The following is a 21,418-nucleotide window of genomic DNA, read 5'->3' as shown; positions in this document are numbered from 1 at the left end:
GTCTTGCCATGGTCAACGTGGCCGATCGTGCCGATGTTTACGTGAGGCTTGTTGCGCTCGAACTTGCTCTTTGCCATTTCCGGCTCTCCGTTCTTTATCCCGCAGAGGGGAATTCATACAAATTTCGTATGCTTACGACCCTCTCAGCGAAAGGATCGTAAGCCAATTCTGAATGCTACAGCGTCCATTGCGCGTCAAAAGGCGCGCGGCGCTATAGGCGTTTTCCGATCACTTCTGACCGGAAAACTTTGCCTGGATTTCCTGCGCGACGTTCGAAGGAACCGGCGCATAGTGATCGAAGGTCATCGTGTACTGGGCGCGGCCCTGCGACATGGAGCGCAGGTTGTCCACGTACTTGAACATGTTCGCCAGCGGCACGTTGGCGGAGATGACAACGGCAACGCCGCGGGTCTCCTGGCCCTGGATCTGGCCACGACGGGAGTTCAGGTCGCCGATAACGTCACCGACATAGTCTTCCGGCGTTACGACTTCGACCTTCATCATCGGCTCGAGCAGCTGTGCGCCGGCCTCGCGGGAGGCTTCACGGAAGCATGCACGCGACGCGATTTCGAAGGCGAGGACCGAGGAGTCGACATCGTGGTAGGCACCGTCGATGAGCGTCGCCTTGACGCCGAGCATCGGGAAGCCTGCGAGCGGACCCGAGGACAGAACGCTTTCGATACCCTTCTGAACGCCCGGAATGTATTCCTTCGGAACAGAGCCGCCGACGACCTTGGATTCGAAGAGGAAATCTTCGCCATCCGGATTCGGTTCGAACACGAGCTTCACGCGGGCGAACTGGCCGGTACCACCGGTCTGCTTCTTGTGCGTGTAGTCCTTTTCGGTCCTCTTCGTGATCGTCTCACGATAGGCGACCTGCGGGGCGCCGACATTGGCTTCGACCTTGAACTCGCGACGCATACGGTCGACGATGATGTCCAGGTGAAGTTCGCCCATGCCTGCGATGATCGTCTGGCCGGATTCTTCGTCGGTCTTGACGCGGAAGGACGGATCTTCAGCGGCCAGGCGGTTGAGGGCGAGGCCCATCTTTTCCTGGTCGTTCTTCGTCTTCGGCTCGATCGCGATCTGGATGACCGGCTCCGGGAATTCCATGCGCTCGAGGATAACCGGCTTCAGCGGATCGCAGAGCGTATCGCCCGTCGTCGTGTCCTTGAGGCCGGCGAGAGCAACGATGTCACCTGCGAAGGCTTCTTCGATGTCTTCACGCGAGTTGGAATGCATCTGCAGCATGCGGCCGACGCGCTCGCGCTTGTCCTTGACCGTGTTCATGACCGACGTGCCCTTCTCGAGCTTGCCGGAATAGATGCGGGCGAAGGTGAGCGAACCGACGAAGGGGTCGTTCATGATCTTGAACGCGAGCATGGAAAGCGGCTCGCTGTCATCGGCGTGACGCTCGATGTCCAGTTCGGTCTTGACGTCGACGCCCTTGATGGCCGGGATGTCTGCCGGCGACGGCAGGTAATCGACGACGGCGTCGAGGAGCGGCTGAACGCCCTTGTTCTTGAACGCGGTACCGCAGAACATCGGGTGGAACTTCACGTCGATGGTGCCGCGGCGAACGAGCGCACGGATCTGTTCGTTATCCGGGTAGTTACCTTCGAGATAGGCTTCCATCGCGGCTTCGTCGATTTCGACGACGGTCTCGATGAGCTTCTCGCGGTATTCGTCGGCCAGGGCCTTCATGTCTTCCGGGATTTCGACGACGTCCCACTGGGCGCCGAGCGATTCATCGCGCCAGACGAGAGCATTCATCTCGACCAGGTCGATAACGCCCTTGAACTCGGTCTCAGCGCCGATCGGCAGTTGCATAACGACCGGAATCGCACCGAGGCGCGACTTGATCATGGACACCGAGCGGTAGAAGTCCGCGCCGGTCTTGTCCATCTTGTTACAGAAGATCATGCGCGGAACGTTGTACTTCTCAGCCTGGCGCCAGACGGTTTCCGTCTGCGGCTCTACACCGGCGTTGGCGTCGAGAAGAGCAATCGCACCGTCGAGAACGCGCAGCGAACGCTCGACTTCAATGGTGAAGTCAACGTGGCCGGGGGTGTCGATGATGTTGAAGCGGCGGGTCTTGCCGTCACGGCCCTTCCAGTAGGTCGTGGTGGCAGCGGACGTGATGGTGATACCGCGTTCCTGCTCCTGCTCCATCCAGTCCATCGTAGCGGCGCCGTCATGGACTTCGCCGATCTTGTGGGACTTACCGGTGTAGTAGAGGATACGCTCGGTCGTCGTCGTCTTGCCGGCGTCGATATGCGCCATGATACCGAAATTTCGGTAGTCTTCGATTTTATATTCGCGAGCCATTTCGGACTCCTTTCGAGACGTCTAGTTTCGGTTACCAGCGATAGTGCGAGAAGGCACGGTTGGCGTCAGCCATCTTGTGCGTGTCTTCGCGCTTCTTGACGGCGCTGCCGCGGTTGTTCGACGCGTCCATGAGTTCGCCGGAGAGGCGCTCGACCATGGTCGTTTCGTTACGCTTGCGGGCAGCTGCGATCAGCCAACGGATTGCGAGAGCCTGGCGGCGCTCCGGACGAACATCGACCGGAACCTGGTAGGTCGCACCACCAACGCGGCGCGAACGCACTTCGACGTGCGGCGCAACGTTGTCGAGAGCCGAATGGAACACCGTGACCGGGTCCGCCTTGGCCTTGCCCTGAACAACATCGAATGCGCCGTAAACGATCGTTTCGGCGACGGACTTCTTGCCGTCCAGCATGATGGCATTCATGAACTTGGTGACTACGAGATCGCCGAACTTCGGGTCCGGATTAATCTCGCGCTTTTCTGCTCTGTGGCGACGGGACATACTTTTTGTCTCTCAAACTTAGAATGGACTGACCAGCGAAATGGCGCCGGTTACTATATTACTTCGGACGCTTCGCACCGTACTTGGAACGGCGCTGCTTGCGGTTCTTGACGCCCTGGGTGTCGAGAACGCCGCGGATGATGTGGTAACGCACACCCGGCAAGTCCTTTACGCGGCCGCCACGGATCATGACGACAGAGTGTTCCTGCAGGTTGTGACCTTCGCCCGGAATGTAGCCGATGACTTCAAAGCCATTGGTCAGGCGAATCTTGGCGACCTTACGCAGAGCCGAGTTCGGCTTCTTCGGGGTCGTCGTATAAACGCGGGTGCAAACGCCACGCTTCTGGGGGTTTTCCTGCAGAGCAGGAACCTTGTTGCGCTTTACCGACGCCTGGCGCGGCTTGCGGATCAACTGGTTTACGGTAGGCATAGACCCATCCCTTGCAATAGTGTCTCGGTGCCCTTTCGGGCGGATACATGGCCACACGCCTGTTCATGCGCAAAACAAGGCCGATCCACCGTTGGCGGATGACCTCGATGAGCAGAGGACACGGTATTACCGCGTCATGCGTGCAGCATTCATGTTCTCAACGTGTGTCGAGCCCTGTTTGAGGCGAACTCCAGAACGAGTCGTTCCGAAACAGCCAGCCTCACATAGGCTCTGATGGCGTGCGGTCTACTGACTTAAGGGCAAAACGTCAAGGGGCGGCGCGAAAGAATCCCGGGTGGGAATGGCTGCTCTGCCCGGAAAGCAGGGCTTTCAGCGCCTCACCCTGCCCCGTTCACGTCGCTTTCGAAGCGAACCGCTCTCGCCAGACAACATTAAGAAAGCCTGAAGACGGAATCAACCACAAGAGTCGGGCGGCCGAAAACACATCCAATGATTCCCGCGACTCACCTTTTGGTGACGGCCTCGATTTTGCGTTTGGGTCCGACCGCCCTACCCTTTATAGAACGAACATCGTCCATCCCGTGAGGAACACGCCATGGCATCCAGTGCCGACAATGACAACGACAACAACGCGCTCGACGACCCGATGATCTTCATCATCATCGGCAAGGCCTATGAGCGCGCAGGCGAAGCCGGCATCGACATCCACGTCATGCTGCGCGCACCGGATGACGACAGCGCCGTGCGCGAGGCGCTCAACGCCCTTTCGGAAGAGGGGTTCCTCGAAGCCGACCTCGACCAGATCGGCACACTGACGGATGTTCCCGTAGAGGAACCACACGCTTCCGCCTACAAGGGCGCGCTCGAAGGCGAAGTGGCAATCATCCGCTTTGCATGAATGAATGTGGCGCAGGCATTGGTAGGGCAATGCCTGCGCCGACGCGCCGTAGATAAAGCCTCTCCCGCCGGGCCGCCCCCGATGGACGGCAGGCTCGGCTCCATCCGCGCGCATGCCAGATCGACGGCCTATGCGATGATGTCGAAATCCGACGCCGTCAATGTAAGTCCCTTGCCCAGAAGCGCGATCTGAACGGCCGCAGCGCTACCATCCCCGTCCTGATCGTAGAACAGCTTTCCGCTCGCCTTTTCGTAGATGATGCGGTCGCTGGCATCGTGCGCCTTGGCGCCCGCGTAAAATGCCGCGGCTGCCAGGTCGCCGACCTTTCCGGCCTTGGTGAACACGTCGTCGTCGAGCCAGATCGTGTCATCCTTGACGTTGAAGTCAGCGATCGTGTCGATGTTGGCAGCACTCGGCTTGGTGTCGAAGACGAACACATCCTTGCCTTCGCCTCCCTTTAGAAGATCTTTTCCAAGCCCCCCGTAAAGCTTGTCGTTACCGCCCCTGCCACTCAGTTCGTTGGCAACGCTGCTTCCCTTGATGCTGTCATTGCCATCCGTGCCAACAGCGTTCTCGATGTTGGAGAGCTTGTCGATTCCCCCGTAGCCATCGGTCGCCTTGCCGGACGCGAGATCAACCGTGACGCCCTTGTTGCCGCCGTGTTGATAGTCGCGGTCATAGCGGATCGTGTCGATCCCGCCCCGGCCATCAACGATGTCATTGCCACCAAGCGGACGGAACTCATCCGCCCCTGCCGAACCGGAGATCTTGTCGCCGAACTGCGTTCCCTTGATGCGTTCGATGTTCTTGAACGTTTCCGAAAAACCCCACGGGTCGGTCGCCGTCCCCTTGGCCATGTCGACGACGACGCCCTTGGCGCCCACCGGGTCATTATAGGCGTCATCGAACGTGAGCTGGTCGATGCTCCCGGCACTCGTGCCACCATCATAGGTATCGGCGCCGCGTCCACCCGCGAGGTTGTCGCCGCCGGCGCCGCCGATGAGCTTGTCGTTGCCGCCAAAACCCCAAAGCTCATCGCCGCCAGCGCTTCCCTGGAGAACATCGGCACCTTTCAGCACGATGCTCGCGGTATACCAGGCGTCACCCTGATTAACCGTCTTGTAGAAGTCGCTGCCCGCCCAATTCAGACCGGTAAGGGTTTGCATAACCTCGCCGCCCGCACTCTCGACGAGCTTGAGCGATGTGATCGTGCCGCCATTGAGCGTGCCGCCCTTCGAAACATATTTGAGATTGGTGCCCGTGATGACGAGATCGACGCCGTTCTCCATGCGATAGATGGCGCCGGTCGACGTGCTCTTGATGTATTTTCCAGAGGCCAGCAGTTCACCCAGAGCCGGATTGTAATCCGTGGCCCAGTGGTTGGGCAGGTACTGCCCGGGAAACTGCCCGTAAGGCATTTTCATAGTGTAGGTAGCCATGGTGTTCCCCTGCTGCAAAACGGACTTCTTGATCGGCATATCACCAAGGCTCAAACAATCGCCCCCCAATTGGAGGGTATTTCGTTAGGAATACACGTGCGGACCATTGCCCTGGATCTCCACCATGGCAGCTAGCCACACCGAAGCGGGACCGCCAGGCTGCATTTGCACGAGCGAAACACCACGCACGGGGCATCTGGCATCCCAATAGCCGTTTGATTTTTTTGTGAAATGCTCCACGATGGCGCATAGGTGGGAGCTCGATACCGCCGGTGAAGCAATGCTGGAACGCTTATGGAAGCAATACAGTCCGAACTGATCGGCAAGATCTACGAAGCAGCAATATTCAAGGACCGCTGGCGCGAGGTTGTCGCTGCTATAGGCCGCTATTGCGATTTCTGGGGCGGGGCACTCACCTGGGAGGCCGGCGGCGAACGCAAATGGATGGTAACGGCCACTCTTCTCGAGTTGCTGGAAGAATTCATGGCCGAAGGCTGGGCGGCAAAAAATGTCCGACTGGAGAGAGCCAATCGCGAGGGCCAGTTCTCCTTTGTGCGAGACGCCGACCTCTTCACCATGGAAGAGCGGCGCACCATGCCGATCTATCGTGAATTCCTCACTCCGCGCGGCTTGGGATGCGCCACCTCTACACTGATAGCTGGTCCCGAAAACACCAGCATGAGCCTCATCTTCGAGCAGAAGCTCGCGAAAGGCAGTATCAGCGACGAAGCGATCCGTTTCCTCGACAGCCTGCGGCCGCATATCGCCAGAAGCCTTGTGCTGGCAACGGAGCTGGACCAGCAGAAAGCCGACCTCCTGACTGCCGGCCTGAGCGCGATCGGCGCACCCGCTGCCATCGTGCAGGACAATGGGTGTGTATTGTCGGCAAATCCGCTCTTTACGACAGCGCTACGCCGCGTCTCGATCCGCGCCCGCGACCGGATTTTCCTTCACGATGAAAGCGCCAATCGATTGCTCCTTGACGCACTGGCGAACATCGCCAGTGACCAGATCAAATCGATCCCCCTGCCGGCGACGGAGGACGAGCAGGCCTGCATCGTGCACGTCATACCGCTGTGCGGGAACGCTCTCGATTTTGCGCCGCGGGGCACGGCCATCGTTCTGATTGCCCAACCGGCGGCAGCGCAGGCGAACGACCTGCGCATCCTGAAAGGGCTTTATGACCTGACCCGCAGCGAAGCGCGCATCGCCATCGAGATACAAAGCGGTATGGCCTTGCCGGAAGTCGCCAGGCGGCTTGGCATCTCCTATGAAACCGCGCGCAGCGTCGCCAAAGCCATCTACGCCAAGACCGGCAGTTCCGGACAAAGCGACCTCGTTCGCCGCTTGTCGGTCGTGGCCAGATATACGCTGCCATCGTCACCGCAAGATCCCCCACGCGGGTGAAGACCGCTCAGGGTATTGGCATGTCCATTGTCGCGCACGCATTGGCGCGGAAGAATCGCGGTGCACTCGAAGGAAAAGTGGCGATCAATCGGTTTGCCTAGCTTCCGACCGCCTCTTCGCTCGGCGATACTTCCAGCGGTATACGCCGGCTAACAACGGAGCATCCAGTTCGGCCAACCATCGTCTTTCAGCCACTGAATCTTTCGTTGTACGGACATTTCGTCTGACCAGGTTTCGGCAGGCAGATCGAGTTTCGTCTCGGCACGCTTCACGACCTTGGCGAAATCAGGGATCTTTGCGGCGAATGCAAGTTCCTGTCGGGTACATACGCCCTCCACCCGCCGCCGGATCTCTTCGCCATATCCAATCCCGCGCTCTATCAACTCACCATGGGTTGCTTCGTGAACGATTGTGGAGGCAATCTCCTCAACCGTTGCAGTTTTTACAAAATCCGTATCGAGCACACACCGCCTGAGGTTTGGAATAAACTGCCCGCGAGACGGTACATGAAGCACCAGAATTTTGTCGAACCGAGCTAATGCCCTTTTGTAGCGATAGGGATCATATGACTTGATAAGCCTAAGCGCGGTGCGAAGTTGGGCAAGAACGTGGCTCCTTTCGCTGCGGGCAACAAAAGCACCGATCCAAAGCCCATCAACGGCTTCATTCGACGAAAATTTGATGATCACGTAGTCGATAGAGCGCCTCACCCGGGTCGCATGCGAATTCAGCACGAAAACTCCCCCAGAATTCTGTTCAAGCGCATGTGGATAGGCCCGTATATCTTAAACTATCAATGAAAAAGGCCGCCCGGATTGCTCCGGGCGGCCTTGTTATTGTTAAAAGAACGACAACCTTTACTCGGCAGCCGCGCCCTCGCCGCCGGCGAGGTCCGCCAGCATCGGGGTTGCAACGCCAGCACCCGTCGACTTGCGGCGCTCGTCGAGGATCATCTCGTCGCGGGCCGTCGCGATGCGGCGGATCTGGGTCATCGTGCCACCGGTACCGGCCGGGATAAGGCGGCCGACGATGACGTTTTCCTTGAGGCCCTGCAGGCCGTCGGTCTTGCCGGCGATCGCAGCTTCCGTGAGAACCTTGGTGGTCTCCTGGAAGGATGCGGCCGAGATGAACGACGGGGTCTGCAGCGACGCCTTGGTGATGCCGAGAAGGACCGGATCGCCGTAAGCCGGCTTCTTGCCTTCTTCGATCAGACCATCGTTGACGTCTTCCAGCTCGATACGGTCGATGTTGTCGCCGACGATGTAAGTCGAGTCGCCAGCATCGGTGATCTCGACCTTCTGCAGCATCTGGCGAACGATCACCTCGATGTGCTTGTCGTTGATCACAACGCCCTGCAGTCGGTAGACTTCCTGGATTTCGTTCACGAGGTAGGAAGCGAGTGCTTCCACGCCCTTGATCGCCAGGATGTCGTGCGGCGCAGGATTGCCGTCGAGGATGTAGTCACCCTTTTCGATGTAGTCGCCGTCCTGAAGATGGAAGGGCTTGCCCTTCGGGATCAGGTATTCGACCGGCTCGACACCGTCTTCCGCCGGCTCGATCATCACGCGACGCTTGTTCTTGTAGTCGCGGCCGAAGCGGACGGTACCATCGATCTCAGCGATGACGGCGTGGTCCTTCGGACGACGGGCTTCGAACAGTTCGGCAACGCGCGGCAGACCACCGGTGATGTCCTTGGTCTTGGCACTTTCCAGCGGCGAACGGGCAAGAACGTCACCCTGGGAGACCTTCTGACCCGGCTCGACCGAAAGGATCGCGTCGACCGAGAGCATGAAGCGAGCTTCGCCACCGCGGGACAGCTTGGCGACAGCGCCATTCTTGTCCTTGATGATGATGGCCGGCTTCAGGTCCGTACCGCGCGGCGTCGAGCGCCAGTCGATGACCGAACGCTTGGTGATGCCGGTGGACTCGTCCGTCGATTCCAGAACCGAGATACCGTCGACGACGTCTTCGAAGTGAACGGTACCCTCGACTTCCGTCATCATCGGACGGGTGTAGGGGTCCCACTCGGCGAGACGCTGGCCGCGCTTCACCTTGTCGGCATCGTCCACGAAGATCTTCGAACCGTAGGCGACGCGCTGCGAGGAACGTTCCACGCCGCGCTCGTCCAGGATGGTGATCGCCATGTTACGGCCCATCGCGACGAGGTTGCCGTCGGAGTTGCGCAGCATGTTGCGGTTCTTGATCTGCACCGTGCCTTCATACGACGCTTCCAGGAACGACTGGTCGACCACGGTCGCCGTGCCGCCCAAGTGGAAGGTACGCATGGTGAGCTGGGTGCCCGGCTCGCCGATCGACTGTGCCGCGATGACGCCCACGGCTTCGCCCATGTTGACGGGCGTGCCACGTGCAAGGTCGCGACCGTAGCAGACGCCGCACACACCGGTCTGGATTTCGCAGGTCAGCGCAGAGCGGATACGGATCGACTGGATACCAGCCTTCTCGATCAGCACAACGTCGGCCTCGAGGATCATCCGGCCTGCATCGACGATACGATCGCCCGTGACCGGATGATCGATGTCATCCAGCGCGGTGCGGCCGAGAACGCGGGTGCCGATCGAAGCCACGACCTGACCGGCGTCGACGATCGCCGTCATCGTGAGGCCCTTGTCGGTGCCGCAGTCGACATGCGTGACGATGCAATCCTGCGCGACGTCGACGAGACGGCGGGTCAGGTAACCGGAGTTCGCGGTCTTCAAGGCGGTGTCTGCAAGACCCTTACGGGCACCGTGCGTCGAGTTGAAGTACTCGTTAACGGTCAGGCCTTCCTTGAAGTTCGAGATGATCGGCGTTTCGATGATCTCGCCCGACGGCTTGGCCATGAGGCCGCGCATACCGCCCAGCTGACGCATCTGGCTCGGAGAGCCACGCGCGCCGGAGTGCGACATCATGTAGATCGCGTTCATCGGCTTCTGACGACCGGTCTCGGGATCGAACTCCACGGCCTTAATGCGGGCCATCATGTCCTCGGCAACCTTTTCGGTGGCCTTGCCCCAAGCGTCAACGACCTTGTTGTACTTCTCACCCTGGGTGATCAGACCGTCGTTGTACTGCTGTTCGTATTCCTTCACCAGGCTTTCGGTGTCACCGACGATCTTGGCCTTGGTGTCCGGAATGACCATGTCGTCCTTGCCGAACGAAATGCCGGCGCGGCAGGCATGGCTGAAGCCGAGCTGCATGATGCGGTCGCAGAAGATGACCGTGTCCTTCTGGCCGCAGTGACGGTAGACCGAGTCGATCATCTTGGAGATGTTCTTCTTGGTCATTTCCTGGTTGCAGATGTCGAACGGAATGTTGCCGTTCTTCGGCAGCAGTTCGCCGATGATCATGCGGCCAGGCGTCGTTTCATAGATCTTCGTGTAGGGCTTGCCGTCGACGTCAACCGACTTGAAGCGACCACGGATCTTGGCGTGCAGCGTCACGACCTTGTTTTCGAGGGCATGCTGCAATTCACCCATGTCGGAGAAGGCCATGCCTTCGCCCGGCTCGTTCTGGTTCAGAATGGCCAGATAGTAGAGACCGAGAACCATGTCCTGCGAGGGAACGATGATCGGTGCGCCGTTCGCCGGGTGCAGAATGTTGTTCGTCGACATCATGAGCACGCGCGCTTCCAGCTGGGCTTCCAGCGAGAGCGGAACGTGAACAGCCATCTGGTCACCGTCGAAGTCGGCGTTGAAGGCCGTGCAGACGAGCGGGTGCAGCTGGATGGCCTTGCCTTCGACCAGGATCGGTTCGAAGGCCTGGATGCCCAGGCGGTGCAGCGTCGGTGCGCGGTTCAGCAGAACCGGATGTTCGCGGATGACCTCGTCGAGGATATCCCAGACTTCCGGCTTTTCCTTTTCGACGAGCTTCTTGGCCTGCTTGACGGTCGAGGAGAAACCCTTCGCGTCGAGGCGGGCATAGATGAACGGCTTGAACAGCTCGAGCGCCATCTTCTTCGGCAGGCCGCACTGGTGCAGCTTCAGTTCCGGACCGGTCACGATAACCGAACGGCCGGAATAGTCGACGCGCTTGCCGAGCAGGTTCTGGCGGAAGCGGCCCTGCTTGCCCTTGAGCATGTCGGACAGCGACTTCAGCGGGCGCTTGTTGGCGCCGGTGATGACGCGGCCGCGGCGGCCGTTGTCGAACAGGGCGTCAACCGATTCCTGAAGCATGCGCTTCTCGTTACGGATGATGATGCCCGGTGCGCGCAGTTCGATCAGGCGCTTCAGACGGTTGTTGCGGTTGATGACGCGGCGGTACAGATCGTTGAGGTCGGACGTCGCGAAACGGCCGCCATCGAGCGGAACCAGCGGACGCAGGTCCGGCGGGATCACCGGAACGACCTTCATGATCATCCATTCCGGGCGGTTGCCGGATTCCATGAAGTTCTCGACGATCTTCAGGCGCTTCATCAGCTTCTTCTGCTTCAGCTCCGACGTGGTTTCCGCCAGATCCGAACGCAGATCGCCAGCGATCCGCTCGAGGTTCATCGAGGCCAGCATTTCAAAAATGGCCTCGGCGCCGATCATCGCCGTGAACTGGTCTTCACCATATTCATCGACGGCGATCATGTATTCTTCTTCGGAAAGAAGCTGGTTTTCCTTGAGCGCGGTCAGGCCCGGCTCGGTCACGATGTAGTTCTCGAAATAGAGAACGCGTTCGACATCCTTCAGCGTCATGTCGAGCAACGTCGAGATGCGCGAGGGAAGCGACTTCAGGAACCAGATGTGGGCAACGGGAGCGGCGAGCTCGATATGGCCCATGCGCTCACGGCGAACGCGCGACAGCGTAACTTCAACGCCGCACTTTTCGCAGATGATGCCCTTGTACTTCATGCGCTTGTACTTGCCGCACAGGCATTCGTAGTCCTTGATCGGCCCGAAAATGCGCGCGCAGAACAGACCGTCGCGTTCCGGCTTGAACGTACGGTAGTTGATCGTTTCCGGCTTCTTGATCTCACCGTAAGACCAGGAAAGAATCTTTTCCGGAGAAGCGATCGAAATCCGGATGGAATCGAACGTCTGCGCAGGCACCTGCGGATTGAAAAGGTTCATGACCTCTTGGTTCATGCCTATCTCCTTCGTGGGCCAGTGGCCCTCTGCTTAGCAGCCAATTGCGGCGATACCCGGGTGCCGCAAGGCTGCTTGAAACGGATGAGCCGCCCCTGCCCGACCGGGCGGAGGCGGAAATGGTGCGCGCCGCATTCGGCGCGCACCCGATCAGGACTATTCCGCGGCGTCCGGAAGCTGGCCAGCTTCATTGGCGGCGTCGAGCTTCGAGTTCTCGAGCTCCACCGACAGACCGAGCGAACGCATTTCCTTGACGAGAACGTTGAAGCTCTCCGGAATGCCCGCTTCGAACGTGTCGTCGCCACGAACGATCGCCTCGTACACCTTGGTGCGGCCAGCCACGTCGTCCGACTTCACGGTCAGCATTTCCTGCAGCGTGTAGGCGGCGCCGTAGGCTTCGAGCGCCCAGACCTCCATTTCCCCGAAGCGCTGGCCACCGAACTGCGCCTTGCCACCCAGCGGCTGCTGGGTCACGAGCGAGTAAGGACCAATCGAACGGGCGTGGATCTTGTCGTCCACAAGGTGGTTCAGCTTGATCATGTACATGTAGCCGACAGTGACCATGCGGTCGAAAGCCTCACCCGTACGACCATCGTAGAGAACCGACTGGCCCGAGGTAGCGAGGCCCGCACGTTCCAGCATGCTGGCGACGTCAGGTTCATGCGCACCGTCGAACACCGGCGTTGCGATGGAGACGCCCTTGCGGGACTGCTCGGCCAGCTTGATCAGGGCGTCGTCGTTAAAGTGCGCGACTTCGTCCTTGGCTTCGCTCTCGTAGACTTCCGTCAGTTCGCGCTTCAGGTCGGTGATGTCCATGGTCTTGCGATACGCGTCAAGCAGATCACCGATCTTCTTGCCCATACCGGCGCAAGCCCAGGCGAGGTGCGTTTCGAGGATCTGACCGACGTTCATGCGCGAAGGCACGCCCAGCGGGTTCAAGCAGATGTCGACATGCGTACCGTCTTCGAGGAACGGCATGTCCTCGATCGGCAGGATGCGCGAGACGACACCCTTGTTGCCGTGACGGCCGGCCATCTTGTCGCCCGGCTGGATCTTGCGCTTCACAGCGACGAAGACCTTGACCATCTTCATGACGCCCGGGGGCATTTCATCGCCGCGCTGGACCTTTTCGACCTTGTCCATGAAGCGCTGTTCAAGGCGCGACTTGGATTCGTCGTACTGGCCGCGGAGCGCTTCGATCTCGCCCTGAACCTTCTCGTCCTCGACTGCGAACATCCACCACTGCGAGCGGGGATATTCGGAGATGATGGCGTTCGAAAGCTCGGTGCCCTTCTTGAAGGCCTTCGGGCCGGCGACGGCAACGTGGCCACGCAGCATGTCGACCAGACGACCGTAGACGTTACGGTCGAGGATCGCCTGCTCGTCGTCACGGTCCTTTGCCAGACGCTCGATCTCTTCACGCTCGATCGCCATCGCGCGTTCGTCTTTCTCAACGCCGTGGCGGTTGAAGACGCGAACTTCGACGACCGTACCGAAGGTACCGGGCGGCATGCGCATGGAGGTGTCGCGAACGTCGGAAGCCTTTTCACCGAAGATGGCGCGCAGAAGCTTTTCTTCCGGCGTCATCGGGCTTTCGCCCTTCGGGGTGATCTTGCCGACCAGGATGTCGCCCGGCTGAACCTCTGCACCGATGTAAACGATACCGGCTTCGTCGAGATTCTTCAGCGCTTCTTCCGAAACGTTCGGAATGTCGCGCGTGATTTCTTCCGGACCGAGCTTGGTGTCGCGGGCCATGACTTCGAATTCCTCGATGTGGATCGAGGTGAACACGTCGTCGGAGACGATGCGTTCGGACATCAGGATCGAGTCTTCGTAGTTGTAGCCGTTCCACGGCATGAACGCGACGAGCGCGTTGCGGCCGAGTGCCAGGTCGCCGAGGTCGGTCGACGGACCGTCCGCGATGATGTCGCCCTTGTTCAGAATGTCACCGACGGTGACCAGCGGGCGCTGGTTGACGCAGGTGTTCTGGTTGGAACGCTGGAACTTCTGCAGGCGGTAGATATCGACGCCCGACTTCGACGGATCGAGGTCTTCGGTGGCGCGGATAACGATACGGGTCGCGTCGACCTGGTCGACGACACCGCCGCGGCGGGCCGCGATCGCAGCGCCCGAGTCACGGGCAACGATCGGTTCCATGCCGGTGCCGACGAACGGGGCTTCCGCACGCAGCAGCGGCACGGCCTGACGCTGCATGTTCGAACCCATGAGCGCGCGGTTCGCGTCGTCGTTCTCAAGGAACGGGATGAGCGCGGCCGCAACCGAAACGAGCTGCTTCGGCGAAACGTCCATCAGGTTGATCTGGTCGCGCGGCGCCAGCATGACTTCGCCGGAGTGACGGCAGACGACGAACTCTTCCGAGAAGGAGCCGTCTGCGCCGAGCACCGAGTTGGCCTGGGCAACGTGGTACTTCGCCTCTTCCATGGCGGAGAGGTAGACCACGTCCGTCGTCACCTTGCCGTCCACGATCTTGCGGTACGGGCTTTCGATGAAGCCGTACTTGTTGACGCGGGCGAAGGTGGCGAGCGAGTTGATCAGACCGATGTTCGGGCCTTCCGGCGTTTCAATCGGGCAGATACGGCCGTAGTGGGTCGGATGAACGTCGCGGACTTCGAAGCCGGCGCGCTCGCGGGTCAGACCACCCGGGCCAAGAGCCGAAAGACGGCGCTTGTGGGTGATTTCCGAAAGCGGGTTCACCTGGTCCATGAACTGGGAGAGCTGCGAGGAACCGAAGAATTCGCGAACCGCGGCGGCAGCCGGCTTCGCATTGATCAGGTCCTGCGGCATCACCGTGTCGATCTCGATCGAGGACATACGTTCCTTGATCGCGCGCTCCATGCGCAGCAGGCCGAGACGGTACTGGTTCTCCATCAATTCGCCGACCGAACGAACACGGCGGTTGCCGAGGTTGTCGATGTCGTCGATCTCGCCCTTGCCGTCGCGCAGTTCGACCAGCATCCTCACGACGGCAAGGATGTCTTCCTTGCGCAGCGTGCGGACCGTGTCGGCGACCTCAAGGTCGAGGCGCATGTTCATCTTCACGCGGCCGACGGCGGAGAGGTCGTAACGCTCCGAATCGAAGAACAGCGTGTTGAACATGGCTTCGGCCGAATCCATGGTCGGCGGTTCGCCCGGACGCATGACGCGGTAGATGTCGAACAGAGCGTCCTGACGGTTCTCGTTCTTGTCTACGGCCAGCGTCGAGCGGATGTAGGCGCCGACATTGATATGGTCGATGTCGAGAACCGGGATTTCTTCGAAACCAGCCGCCATGATGACCGGAAGGGTCTTCTCGTCGATTTCGTCGCCGGCTTCGAGATAGATTTCGCCCGTCGAATAGTTGACGACGTCTTCGGCGAGATAGTTGCCGTAGAGGTCTTCGTCGGTCGCCTTGAGAGCCTTGAGGCCCTTTTCCGAGAGCGTCTTAAGCAGGCGCGGCGTCAGCTTCTTGCCGATCTCCACGACGACTTCGCCGCTATCGGCGTCCACCATGTCGGCGACGGCCTTCTGGCCCTTCAGCGCTTCCGGATTGAAGGGAACGCGCCAGCCCTTGCCGTCGCGCTGGTAGAACGACTTCGTGTAGAAGGTCGACAGGATCTCTTCGCCGTCCATGCCGAGTGCCATGAGCAGCGACGTGACGGGGATCTTGCGGCGGCGGTCGATGCGCGCATGCACGATGTCCTTGGCGTCGAACTCGATGTCGAGCCAGGAACCGCGATACGGGATGACGCGGGCTGCGAAGAGCAGCTTGCCGGAAGAATGGCTCTTACCCTTGTCGTGGTCGAAGAACACGCCCGGCGAACGGTGCATCTGGGAAACGATGACGCGCTCGGTGCCGTTGACGATGAACGTACCGTTGTCGGTCATGAGCGGCATGTCGCCCATGTAGACGTTCTGTTCCTTGATGTCCTTGACCGACTTCGCGCCGGTATCCTCGTCGATATCGAACACGATGAGGCGCAGCGTCACCTTGAGGGGTGCCGCATAGGTCAGGTCACGCTGGCGGCATTCCTCTACGTCGAACTTCGGCTGCTCGAATTCGTAGGAGACGAACTCGAGCATGGAAGCGCCGGAGAAATCGGTGATCGGGAAGACCGACTTGAAAACGGACTGAAGGCCCTCATCCGGGCGACCGCCGGCGGGCTCTGCTACCATCAGAAACTGGTCGTAGGACGCCTTCTGAACCTCGATGAGGTTCGGCATGACTGCGACTTCGGGGATTTTACCAAAAAACTTGCGTACGCGCCTACGACCGTTAAACGAAAGGGTCTGAGCCATCGTCGCTCCTTCAAATTAAACATCCGGGCCTGCAACGGACGGGGTTCGATGGCCAGTCGATCCCGTCTATCATGGGTTGGTTCAAACTCGTCTTGCTGCCGGTTGACGGGCCGGATTGCCCAATCTCGCGGGTCGAAGACCATCCTCTTGAAGAACCCATTACCCAAAAGCCGGTTTCTCGGCTTTTGGGTAATCAGTTCAGAGGAATCATCAATGGGAGAGGGCCGAAGCCCTCTCCCATCGCATTCCGATATTACTTAACGTCGACCTTGGCGCCGGCGTCTTCAAGCTTCTTCTTGAGGTCGGCAGCTTCAGCCTTGGAGACGGCTTCCTTGACGGCCTTCGGAGCGCCTTCAACGAGGTCCTTGGCTTCCTTGAGGCCGAGGCCCGTGATAGCGCGGACTTCCTTGATGACGTTGATCTTGTTGGCGCCAGCTTCGACGAGGATAACGTCGAACTCGGTCTTTTCTTCTTCAACAACTGCAGCAGCACCGCCGCCAGCAGCAGCAACTGCTACGGGAGCAGCAGCCGAAACGCCCCACTTCTCTTCCAGCAGCTTGGAAAGCTCAGCAGCTTCCAGAACGGTCAGAGCGGAGAGGTCTTCAACGATCTTTGCGAGATCAGCCATTGTGATAGTTCCTTATATTCGGTTCGAACTGGTATTGTTTGATTACAGCGAAAAACCGCCTCAAGCGGCTTCGTCCTTCTTGGCGTAGGCTGCGAACACGCGGGCAAGCTGGCTTGCCGGTGCTGCAACGACCGTGGCGACGCGCGTTGCCGGGGCTGCAAGCAGGCCCAGGAGCATTGCACGAAGCTCGTCGAGCGAAGGCAGGGTCGCGAGCGACTTGACTGCTTCTGCGTCGAGTGTGGTCGCACCCATGGTGCCACCGAGAACAACGAGCTTGTCGTTGGTCTTGGCGAAATCCATGGCTACCTTGGGAGCAATCATCGGATCATTTGCGTAAGCAATGAGCGTCTGACCCTGGAAGAGATTTGACATCCCTTCCGACTCCGTACCCTGAAGGGCAATTTTGGCCAGGCGGTTCTTCGCGACCTTGACGGTACCGCCCGCTGCACGCATCCTCTTACGAAGATCGTTCATCTGTGCGACGGTGATACCGGCGTAGCGGGCCACGACAACCGAACCGGAAGCCTTGAAGACTTCGTTCAGCTCCGTGACGAATTCGCGTTTTTCCGCTCTTTCCACTGTGCCTATCTCCAGTTGACAGGACCGTGACTACTCACGGGACCTGCCGGGTTTACCTTTGCCGCAAGGGATCCGCTTTTAAAGGGATCCCGAGCGACGCTCGAGGATCCTGTCCCCCCGCACTCGACCCGGATGGGCCGCGACACAAGGTAAGGTAGGTTCGAACCGAATTTCGGCGCCATCCGACGCTGAAGAAATCCAGGTCTCACCCCGTCTCATGCAGGCTAAAGTGATTAAGGGATAACCACCTGCAATCTCGGACAGGAGTTCCGGGGTTTTAGCCCCGGAAATTCCCGGCCAGACAAGGCCGGGAATTCTGTTGCGGTCCAGCGTCAGCCGGGCCGGAAAAATCAGGCAACGGTTGCCGGATCGATCTTAACGCCCGGGCCCATCGTCGAAGAGATGGCTACGCGCTTGACGTAGTTGCCCTTGGCGCCAGCCGGCTTCGCCTTGATGACGGCGTCGGCAAATGCCTTGATGTTTTCTTCCAGAGCCTTGGCGTCGAAGGAAGCCTTGCCGATGCCGGCGTGGATGATACCAGCCTTCTCGACGCGGAACTCGACAGCACCGCCCTTGGATGCCTTGACGGCGCCTGCAACGTCCATGGTGACGGTGCCGACCTTCGGGTTCGGCATCATGCCGCGCGGGCCGAGAACCTTACCGAGACGGCCGACGAGCGGCATCATGTCCGGGGTCGCGATGCAGCGATCGAAATCGATCTTGCCGCCCTGGACGATTTCGACGAGGTCTTCCGCGCCGACGATGTCAGCACCGGCAGCCTTGGCTTCATCAGCCTTGGCGCCACGTGCGAAAACGGCAACGCGAACGTCACGGCCGGTGCCGTTCGGCAGGTTGACGACGCCGCGGACCATCTGGTCTGCGTGACGCGGGTCAACGCCGAGGTTCATGGCGACTTCGACGGTTTCGTCGAACTTGGCAATCGCACGCTCTTTTACGAGAGCGATGGCGTCCGACAGGGCAACGAGCTTGGTGGGGTCGATGCCTTCACGGATCTTCTGGAGGCGCTTTGCAATCTTGGCCATGGTCTTAACCTACCACTTCCAGGCCCATGGCGCGGGCAGAGCCCTCGACCATTGCCATCGCGCCTTCGATATCGGCGGCGTTGAGATCCTTCATCTTGGCTTCGGCGATCGACTTGATCTGAGCCTTGGTGAGCTTGCCGACCGTCGCGCCCTTGCCCGGGGTCTTCGAGCCGGCCGTGATCTTGGCTTCCTTTTTGAGGAAATAGGTCACCGGCGGCTGCTTCATCACAAAAGTGAAGGACTTGTCCTGGTAATAGGTGATGACGACCGGAATCGGCATACCCTTTTCCATTTCCTGCGTAGCCGCGTTGAACGACTTGCAGAATTCCATAATGTTTACGCCACGCTGACCAAGCGCAGGACCAATCGGCGGGGACGGGTTTGCCGATCCTGCCTTGACCTGAAGCTTGAGCTGGCCTGCAACTTTCTTAGCCATTTCTCTCTGCCTTTCAGAATGCGGCCGGTTTCCCGGCCCATGATGCCGATCCGAAGACCGGCGGCTGCGGTTGCGTGGTGCGGATGTGGCGCCCGGCTTAAAGGCCGCCTACCCTCCCACGCGATTGGCGGAAACCTCCGCCACCAATCCTCCTGGAAGGACTGGATTTCGAACAGGCAGCGCCCGGAGGCGCTACCGAAATCAGATTTTTTCGACCTGAGCGTATTCCAGCTCGACCGGGGTTGCGCGACCGAAGATCGACACTTCCACCTTGAGGCGCGAACGCTCCTCGTCGACGTCCTGCACGGTGCCGTTGAACGACGCGAACGGACCGTCGGAAACGCGAACCTGCTCGCCGATCTCGAAGGAGATCGAGGGCTTCGGGCGATCGACGCCGTCCTGGACCTGCGCCAGGATACGCTCGGCTTCGGAATCCGGAATCGGAACCGGCTTGTTGTCGGAACCGAGGAAACCCGTGACCTTCGGCGTATTCTTGATGAGGTGGAATACCTCGTCCGTCAGGTTCGCCCGCACCAGCACGTAGCCGGGGAAGAACTTGCGTTCGGCATCAACCTTGCGACCACGACGCACCTCGACAACCTTTTCGGTCGGAACGAGGATCTTTTCGAACAGGTGATCAAGGCCCTTCTGACGCGCCTTGTTCTCGATGTCCTCAGCGACCTTCTTTTCGAAATTCGAATAGGCGTGGACGATGTACCAACGGGAAGCCATGCTCATCTCCAACCAATCAGGCGCTTGCGCTGAGGATGAGGCCGATCAGCCATCCCAACAACTGGTCAGCAGCAAAGAAGAACACTGCCGCAAGGAAGACCATGACGAAGACCATGATGGTCGAGATCATCGTCTCGCGCCGCGACGGCCAAGTCACTTTCGCCGTCTCGGAGCGCACCTGCTGCAGAAACGCAATCGGATTTGTTTTCGATGCCATTGAATGTCCACGCCATTACGGCACGTAAAGCTGAACCATCAGCTCCACGCACCGCGTGTCTGTTTTGCCTTACATAAAGCCCGATTCTCTTTTTCACAAGAGGCAGCCCGGGCTTTTCGCGAATTTAGACGGCCAAACGCCGTCGCGCCATCTCCCGCCGCCGCTGCAAGTCGTCCGCGCTGTTCGGCTTTTGGAGTGGCAGGGGCAGCCGGGCTTGAACCGACGACCTGCGGTTTTGGAGACCGCCGCTCTACCAACTGAGCTATACCCCTAGATGCCTGCCGCTCCATGGCGAACCGCCCGTTGCCGGCAAGGCATGGGGTCTTTACGGCGCAGGGAACGACTTGGCAAGCCCGAAAGCAAGATTTTTTCACAGCTTTGCAGCAGTTTACCCTCCCCGTCCACCGATTACCAATCGAAGCGAAGCCGCGCCTTGACGCCGCCGATCAGGGACGTGTCTTCCCGCCGTACCGATGCGGTCAGATCGAGACAATCGAAGACACGCTGTTCAACGCCGAATTCCGCTGCAACGCGCCTTTTCCCGCTCGCCGCCGAGCCGGAAGCAACGAACGACGTCCCGGTCCGCAGCGCCTGAACCTGGGTTTTCTGCGCCATGCGAACGCCGCCGCGGTAGCCTTGCCGCCCATGGGCATCAGCCGTGAGGGACGGCGTGACGACGACATCGAACGACGGCGACGCCATCCAGCGCCGCGACACACTCGCTGTCGCTGAAACGCGCCCGGTCAGCGGGTTGTAGCCAGCGGACACGCTTGCCTCCGCCCCCGAGCGCCCCTGCCCGCGCATTTCCGCCCAGAGGCGCGCATAGTCCCGTGTATTGCGCACACGACCGGTCGACGACGTCGCAACGGACACATCCACCCCTGCGCTCACAGGATTGCCTGTCGCGGCCTGAGCGCCCATGCGCAGGCGATAGGCGTTGCCGGAGAGCTTTGCGGGCGACCAGATGAGGAGCGAATCACTCGCCTCGGCAGCACCAGCCGGTGGAGAAGCAAGAATCATCGAGAGGACGAGCGCTGCGTGCGCCGCGCGTACCAAAACGTCCATGGAGATATGGGCCTGTCTGCTGGTTGCCAAGATGCGCGCGGCAAGACCCTATGCCCGCCACACGCAGAAGCGCCCATACCAAACCGGATCGCTCTGGATCCGCAGGCGCTGGGCCTCGGCTCTCGCTCCAAGGCCATGCCGCTCGAAGCGACGCCTCAAACCTAACAGCAGCGACTCTTCGACTCTATCCCCAGAGCTGGCGAGTTATGCCTAAACACTAAAAAGCCCCGCGGTTTCCCGCGGGGCTCATAATCAGGTCAGAAACCCGAAATTACTCGACGATCGAAGCTACGATGCCGGCGCCGACGGTGCGGCCGCCTTCACGGATAGCGAAGCGCAGCTTTTCTTCCATCGCGATCGGAACGATCAGCTCGACGGCAACGGTGAC

Annotated in this window: 16 protein-coding genes, 1 tRNA gene and 2 pseudogenes; 2 read left to right on the top strand and 17 right to left on the bottom strand. The window is 59.9% G+C overall.

Annotated elements, in window-relative coordinates; genetic code table 11:
- The 4 genes and pseudogenes from ACT6VE_RS32640 to rpsL form a co-directional block, all read right to left on the bottom strand.
- Window positions 1–77: pseudogene (locus tag ACT6VE_RS32640) on the bottom strand (GTP-binding protein); the annotation flags it as partial.
- A 151-nt stretch (window positions 78–228) separates the two neighbouring features.
- Entirely contained in the window at window positions 229–2,328 is a 2,100-nt protein-coding gene (gene fusA, locus ACT6VE_RS32635; protein ID WP_444802385.1) for an elongation factor G, read from the bottom strand.
- A 31-nt stretch (window positions 2,329–2,359) separates the two neighbouring features.
- Window positions 2,360–2,830, bottom strand: a complete 471-nt coding sequence (gene rpsG / locus ACT6VE_RS32630) for a 30S ribosomal protein S7 (protein ID WP_444802384.1) — start codon at window positions 2,828–2,830, stop codon at window positions 2,360–2,362.
- A 58-nt stretch (window positions 2,831–2,888) separates the two neighbouring features.
- On the bottom strand, window positions 2,889–3,260 hold the full coding sequence (gene rpsL / locus ACT6VE_RS32625) for a 30S ribosomal protein S12 (protein ID WP_022719193.1): 372 nt from the start codon (window positions 3,258–3,260) through the stop codon (window positions 2,889–2,891).
- 556 nt (window positions 3,261–3,816) lie between these two features.
- Here rpsL and ACT6VE_RS32620 point away from each other — a divergent pair.
- Window positions 3,817–4,119: a transcriptional regulator gene (locus ACT6VE_RS32620; protein WP_444802383.1), complete on the top strand. Its 303-nt coding sequence runs from the start codon at window positions 3,817–3,819 to the stop codon at window positions 4,117–4,119.
- Window positions 4,120–4,247: 128 nt separating this feature from the next.
- On the opposite strand, the gene ACT6VE_RS32615 is transcribed toward ACT6VE_RS32620, so the two are convergent.
- Complete coding sequence (locus ACT6VE_RS32615) at window positions 4,248–5,558, bottom strand: calcium-binding protein (protein ID WP_444802382.1); 1,311 nt, start codon at window positions 5,556–5,558, stop codon at window positions 4,248–4,250.
- 294 nt (window positions 5,559–5,852) lie between these two features.
- Here ACT6VE_RS32615 and ACT6VE_RS32610 point away from each other — a divergent pair, with 294 nt between their 5' ends.
- Entirely contained in the window at window positions 5,853–6,965 is a 1,113-nt protein-coding gene (locus ACT6VE_RS32610; protein ID WP_444802381.1) for a helix-turn-helix transcriptional regulator, read from the top strand.
- Window positions 6,966–7,114: 149 nt separating this feature from the next.
- Here the strand turns inward: ACT6VE_RS32610 and ACT6VE_RS32605 are convergent, their stop codons facing one another.
- The 12 genes and pseudogenes from ACT6VE_RS32605 to tuf form a co-directional block, all read right to left on the bottom strand.
- Complete coding sequence (locus tag ACT6VE_RS32605; RefSeq protein ID WP_444802380.1) at window positions 7,115–7,699, bottom strand: hypothetical protein; 585 nt, start codon at window positions 7,697–7,699, stop codon at window positions 7,115–7,117.
- Between the two features lie 123 nt (window positions 7,700–7,822).
- Window positions 7,823–12,034 (bottom strand): DNA-directed RNA polymerase subunit beta', encoded by a 4,212-nt coding sequence (rpoC, locus tag ACT6VE_RS32600; protein ID WP_444802379.1) that lies wholly within the window; start codon window positions 12,032–12,034, stop codon window positions 7,823–7,825.
- 156 nt (window positions 12,035–12,190) lie between these two features.
- Window positions 12,191–16,330, bottom strand: coding sequence for a DNA-directed RNA polymerase subunit beta (gene rpoB / locus ACT6VE_RS32595; RefSeq protein ID WP_444802378.1), 4,140 nt, complete (start codon window positions 16,328–16,330; stop codon window positions 12,191–12,193).
- Between the two features lie 253 nt (window positions 16,331–16,583).
- Window positions 16,584–16,958, bottom strand: coding sequence for a 50S ribosomal protein L7/L12 (rplL, locus tag ACT6VE_RS32590; protein ID WP_444802377.1), 375 nt, complete (start codon window positions 16,956–16,958; stop codon window positions 16,584–16,586).
- A gap of 60 nt (window positions 16,959–17,018) precedes the next feature.
- Window positions 17,019–17,537 carry a 50S ribosomal protein L10 gene (gene rplJ / locus ACT6VE_RS32585; RefSeq protein ID WP_444802376.1) on the bottom strand — a complete coding sequence of 173 codons (519 nt, stop codon included), beginning with the start codon at window positions 17,535–17,537 and terminating at the stop codon, window positions 17,019–17,021.
- Between the two features lie 350 nt (window positions 17,538–17,887).
- Window positions 17,888–18,580 carry a 50S ribosomal protein L1 gene (gene rplA / locus ACT6VE_RS32580; RefSeq protein WP_444802375.1) on the bottom strand — a complete coding sequence of 231 codons (693 nt, stop codon included), beginning with the start codon at window positions 18,578–18,580 and terminating at the stop codon, window positions 17,888–17,890.
- 4 nt (window positions 18,581–18,584) lie between these two features.
- Window positions 18,585–19,016: a 50S ribosomal protein L11 gene (gene rplK, locus ACT6VE_RS32575; protein ID WP_444802374.1), complete on the bottom strand. Its 432-nt coding sequence runs from the start codon at window positions 19,014–19,016 to the stop codon at window positions 18,585–18,587.
- 201 nt (window positions 19,017–19,217) lie between these two features.
- On the bottom strand, window positions 19,218–19,748 hold the full coding sequence (gene nusG, locus ACT6VE_RS32570) for a transcription termination/antitermination protein NusG (RefSeq protein WP_444802373.1): 531 nt from the start codon (window positions 19,746–19,748) through the stop codon (window positions 19,218–19,220).
- A 16-nt stretch (window positions 19,749–19,764) separates the two neighbouring features.
- Window positions 19,765–19,965 carry a preprotein translocase subunit SecE gene (gene secE, locus ACT6VE_RS32565; protein WP_444802372.1) on the bottom strand — a complete coding sequence of 67 codons (201 nt, stop codon included), beginning with the start codon at window positions 19,963–19,965 and terminating at the stop codon, window positions 19,765–19,767.
- Between the two features lie 196 nt (window positions 19,966–20,161).
- Window positions 20,162–20,237: transfer RNA gene (locus ACT6VE_RS32560), tRNA-Trp, on the bottom strand.
- A 136-nt stretch (window positions 20,238–20,373) separates the two neighbouring features.
- On the bottom strand, window positions 20,374–21,030 hold the full coding sequence (locus tag ACT6VE_RS32555; RefSeq protein ID WP_444802371.1) for a hypothetical protein: 657 nt from the start codon (window positions 21,028–21,030) through the stop codon (window positions 20,374–20,376).
- A 271-nt stretch (window positions 21,031–21,301) separates the two neighbouring features.
- Window positions 21,302–21,418: pseudogene (gene tuf, locus ACT6VE_RS32550) on the bottom strand (elongation factor Tu); the annotation flags it as partial.

The sequence above is a fragment of the Shinella sp. genome (genome assembly GCF_052438155.1).
Classification (GTDB): domain Bacteria; phylum Pseudomonadota; class Alphaproteobacteria; order Rhizobiales; family Rhizobiaceae; genus Shinella.
This window is presented reverse-complemented; position numbering and strand designations above follow the sequence as displayed.

Bases quoted from the DNA above. Each gene is read 5' to 3' on its own strand.
- rplA (WP_444802375.1), bottom strand. From the start codon at position 18,580: ATGGCCAAGATTGCAAAGCGCCTCCAGAAGATCCGTGAAGGCATCGAC.
- rplL (WP_444802377.1), bottom strand. From the start codon at position 16,958: ATGGCTGATCTCGCAAAGATCGTTGAAGACCTCTCCGCTCTGACCGTT.
- ACT6VE_RS32555 (WP_444802371.1), bottom strand. From the start codon at position 21,030: ATGGACGTTTTGGTACGCGCGGCGCACGCAGCGCTCGTCCTCTCGATG.
- ACT6VE_RS32620 (WP_444802383.1), top strand. From the start codon at position 3,817: ATGGCATCCAGTGCCGACAATGACAACGACAACAACGCGCTCGACGAC.
- fusA (WP_444802385.1), bottom strand. From the start codon at position 2,328: ATGGCTCGCGAATATAAAATCGAAGACTACCGAAATTTCGGTATCATG.
- secE (WP_444802372.1), bottom strand. From the start codon at position 19,965: ATGGCATCGAAAACAAATCCGATTGCGTTTCTGCAGCAGGTGCGCTCC.
- rpoC (WP_444802379.1), bottom strand. From the start codon at position 12,034: ATGAACCAAGAGGTCATGAACCTTTTCAATCCGCAGGTGCCTGCGCAG.
- ACT6VE_RS32615 (WP_444802382.1), bottom strand. From the start codon at position 5,558: ATGGCTACCTACACTATGAAAATGCCTTACGGGCAGTTTCCCGGGCAG.
- rpsG (WP_444802384.1), bottom strand. From the start codon at position 2,830: ATGTCCCGTCGCCACAGAGCAGAAAAGCGCGAGATTAATCCGGACCCG.
- rplK (WP_444802374.1), bottom strand. From the start codon at position 19,016: ATGGCTAAGAAAGTTGCAGGCCAGCTCAAGCTTCAGGTCAAGGCAGGA.
- ACT6VE_RS32610 (WP_444802381.1), top strand. From the start codon at position 5,853: ATGGAAGCAATACAGTCCGAACTGATCGGCAAGATCTACGAAGCAGCA.
- rpsL (WP_022719193.1), bottom strand. From the start codon at position 3,260: ATGCCTACCGTAAACCAGTTGATCCGCAAGCCGCGCCAGGCGTCGGTA.
- nusG (WP_444802373.1), bottom strand. From the start codon at position 19,748: ATGGCTTCCCGTTGGTACATCGTCCACGCCTATTCGAATTTCGAAAAG.
- rpoB (WP_444802378.1), bottom strand. From the start codon at position 16,330: ATGGCTCAGACCCTTTCGTTTAACGGTCGTAGGCGCGTACGCAAGTTT.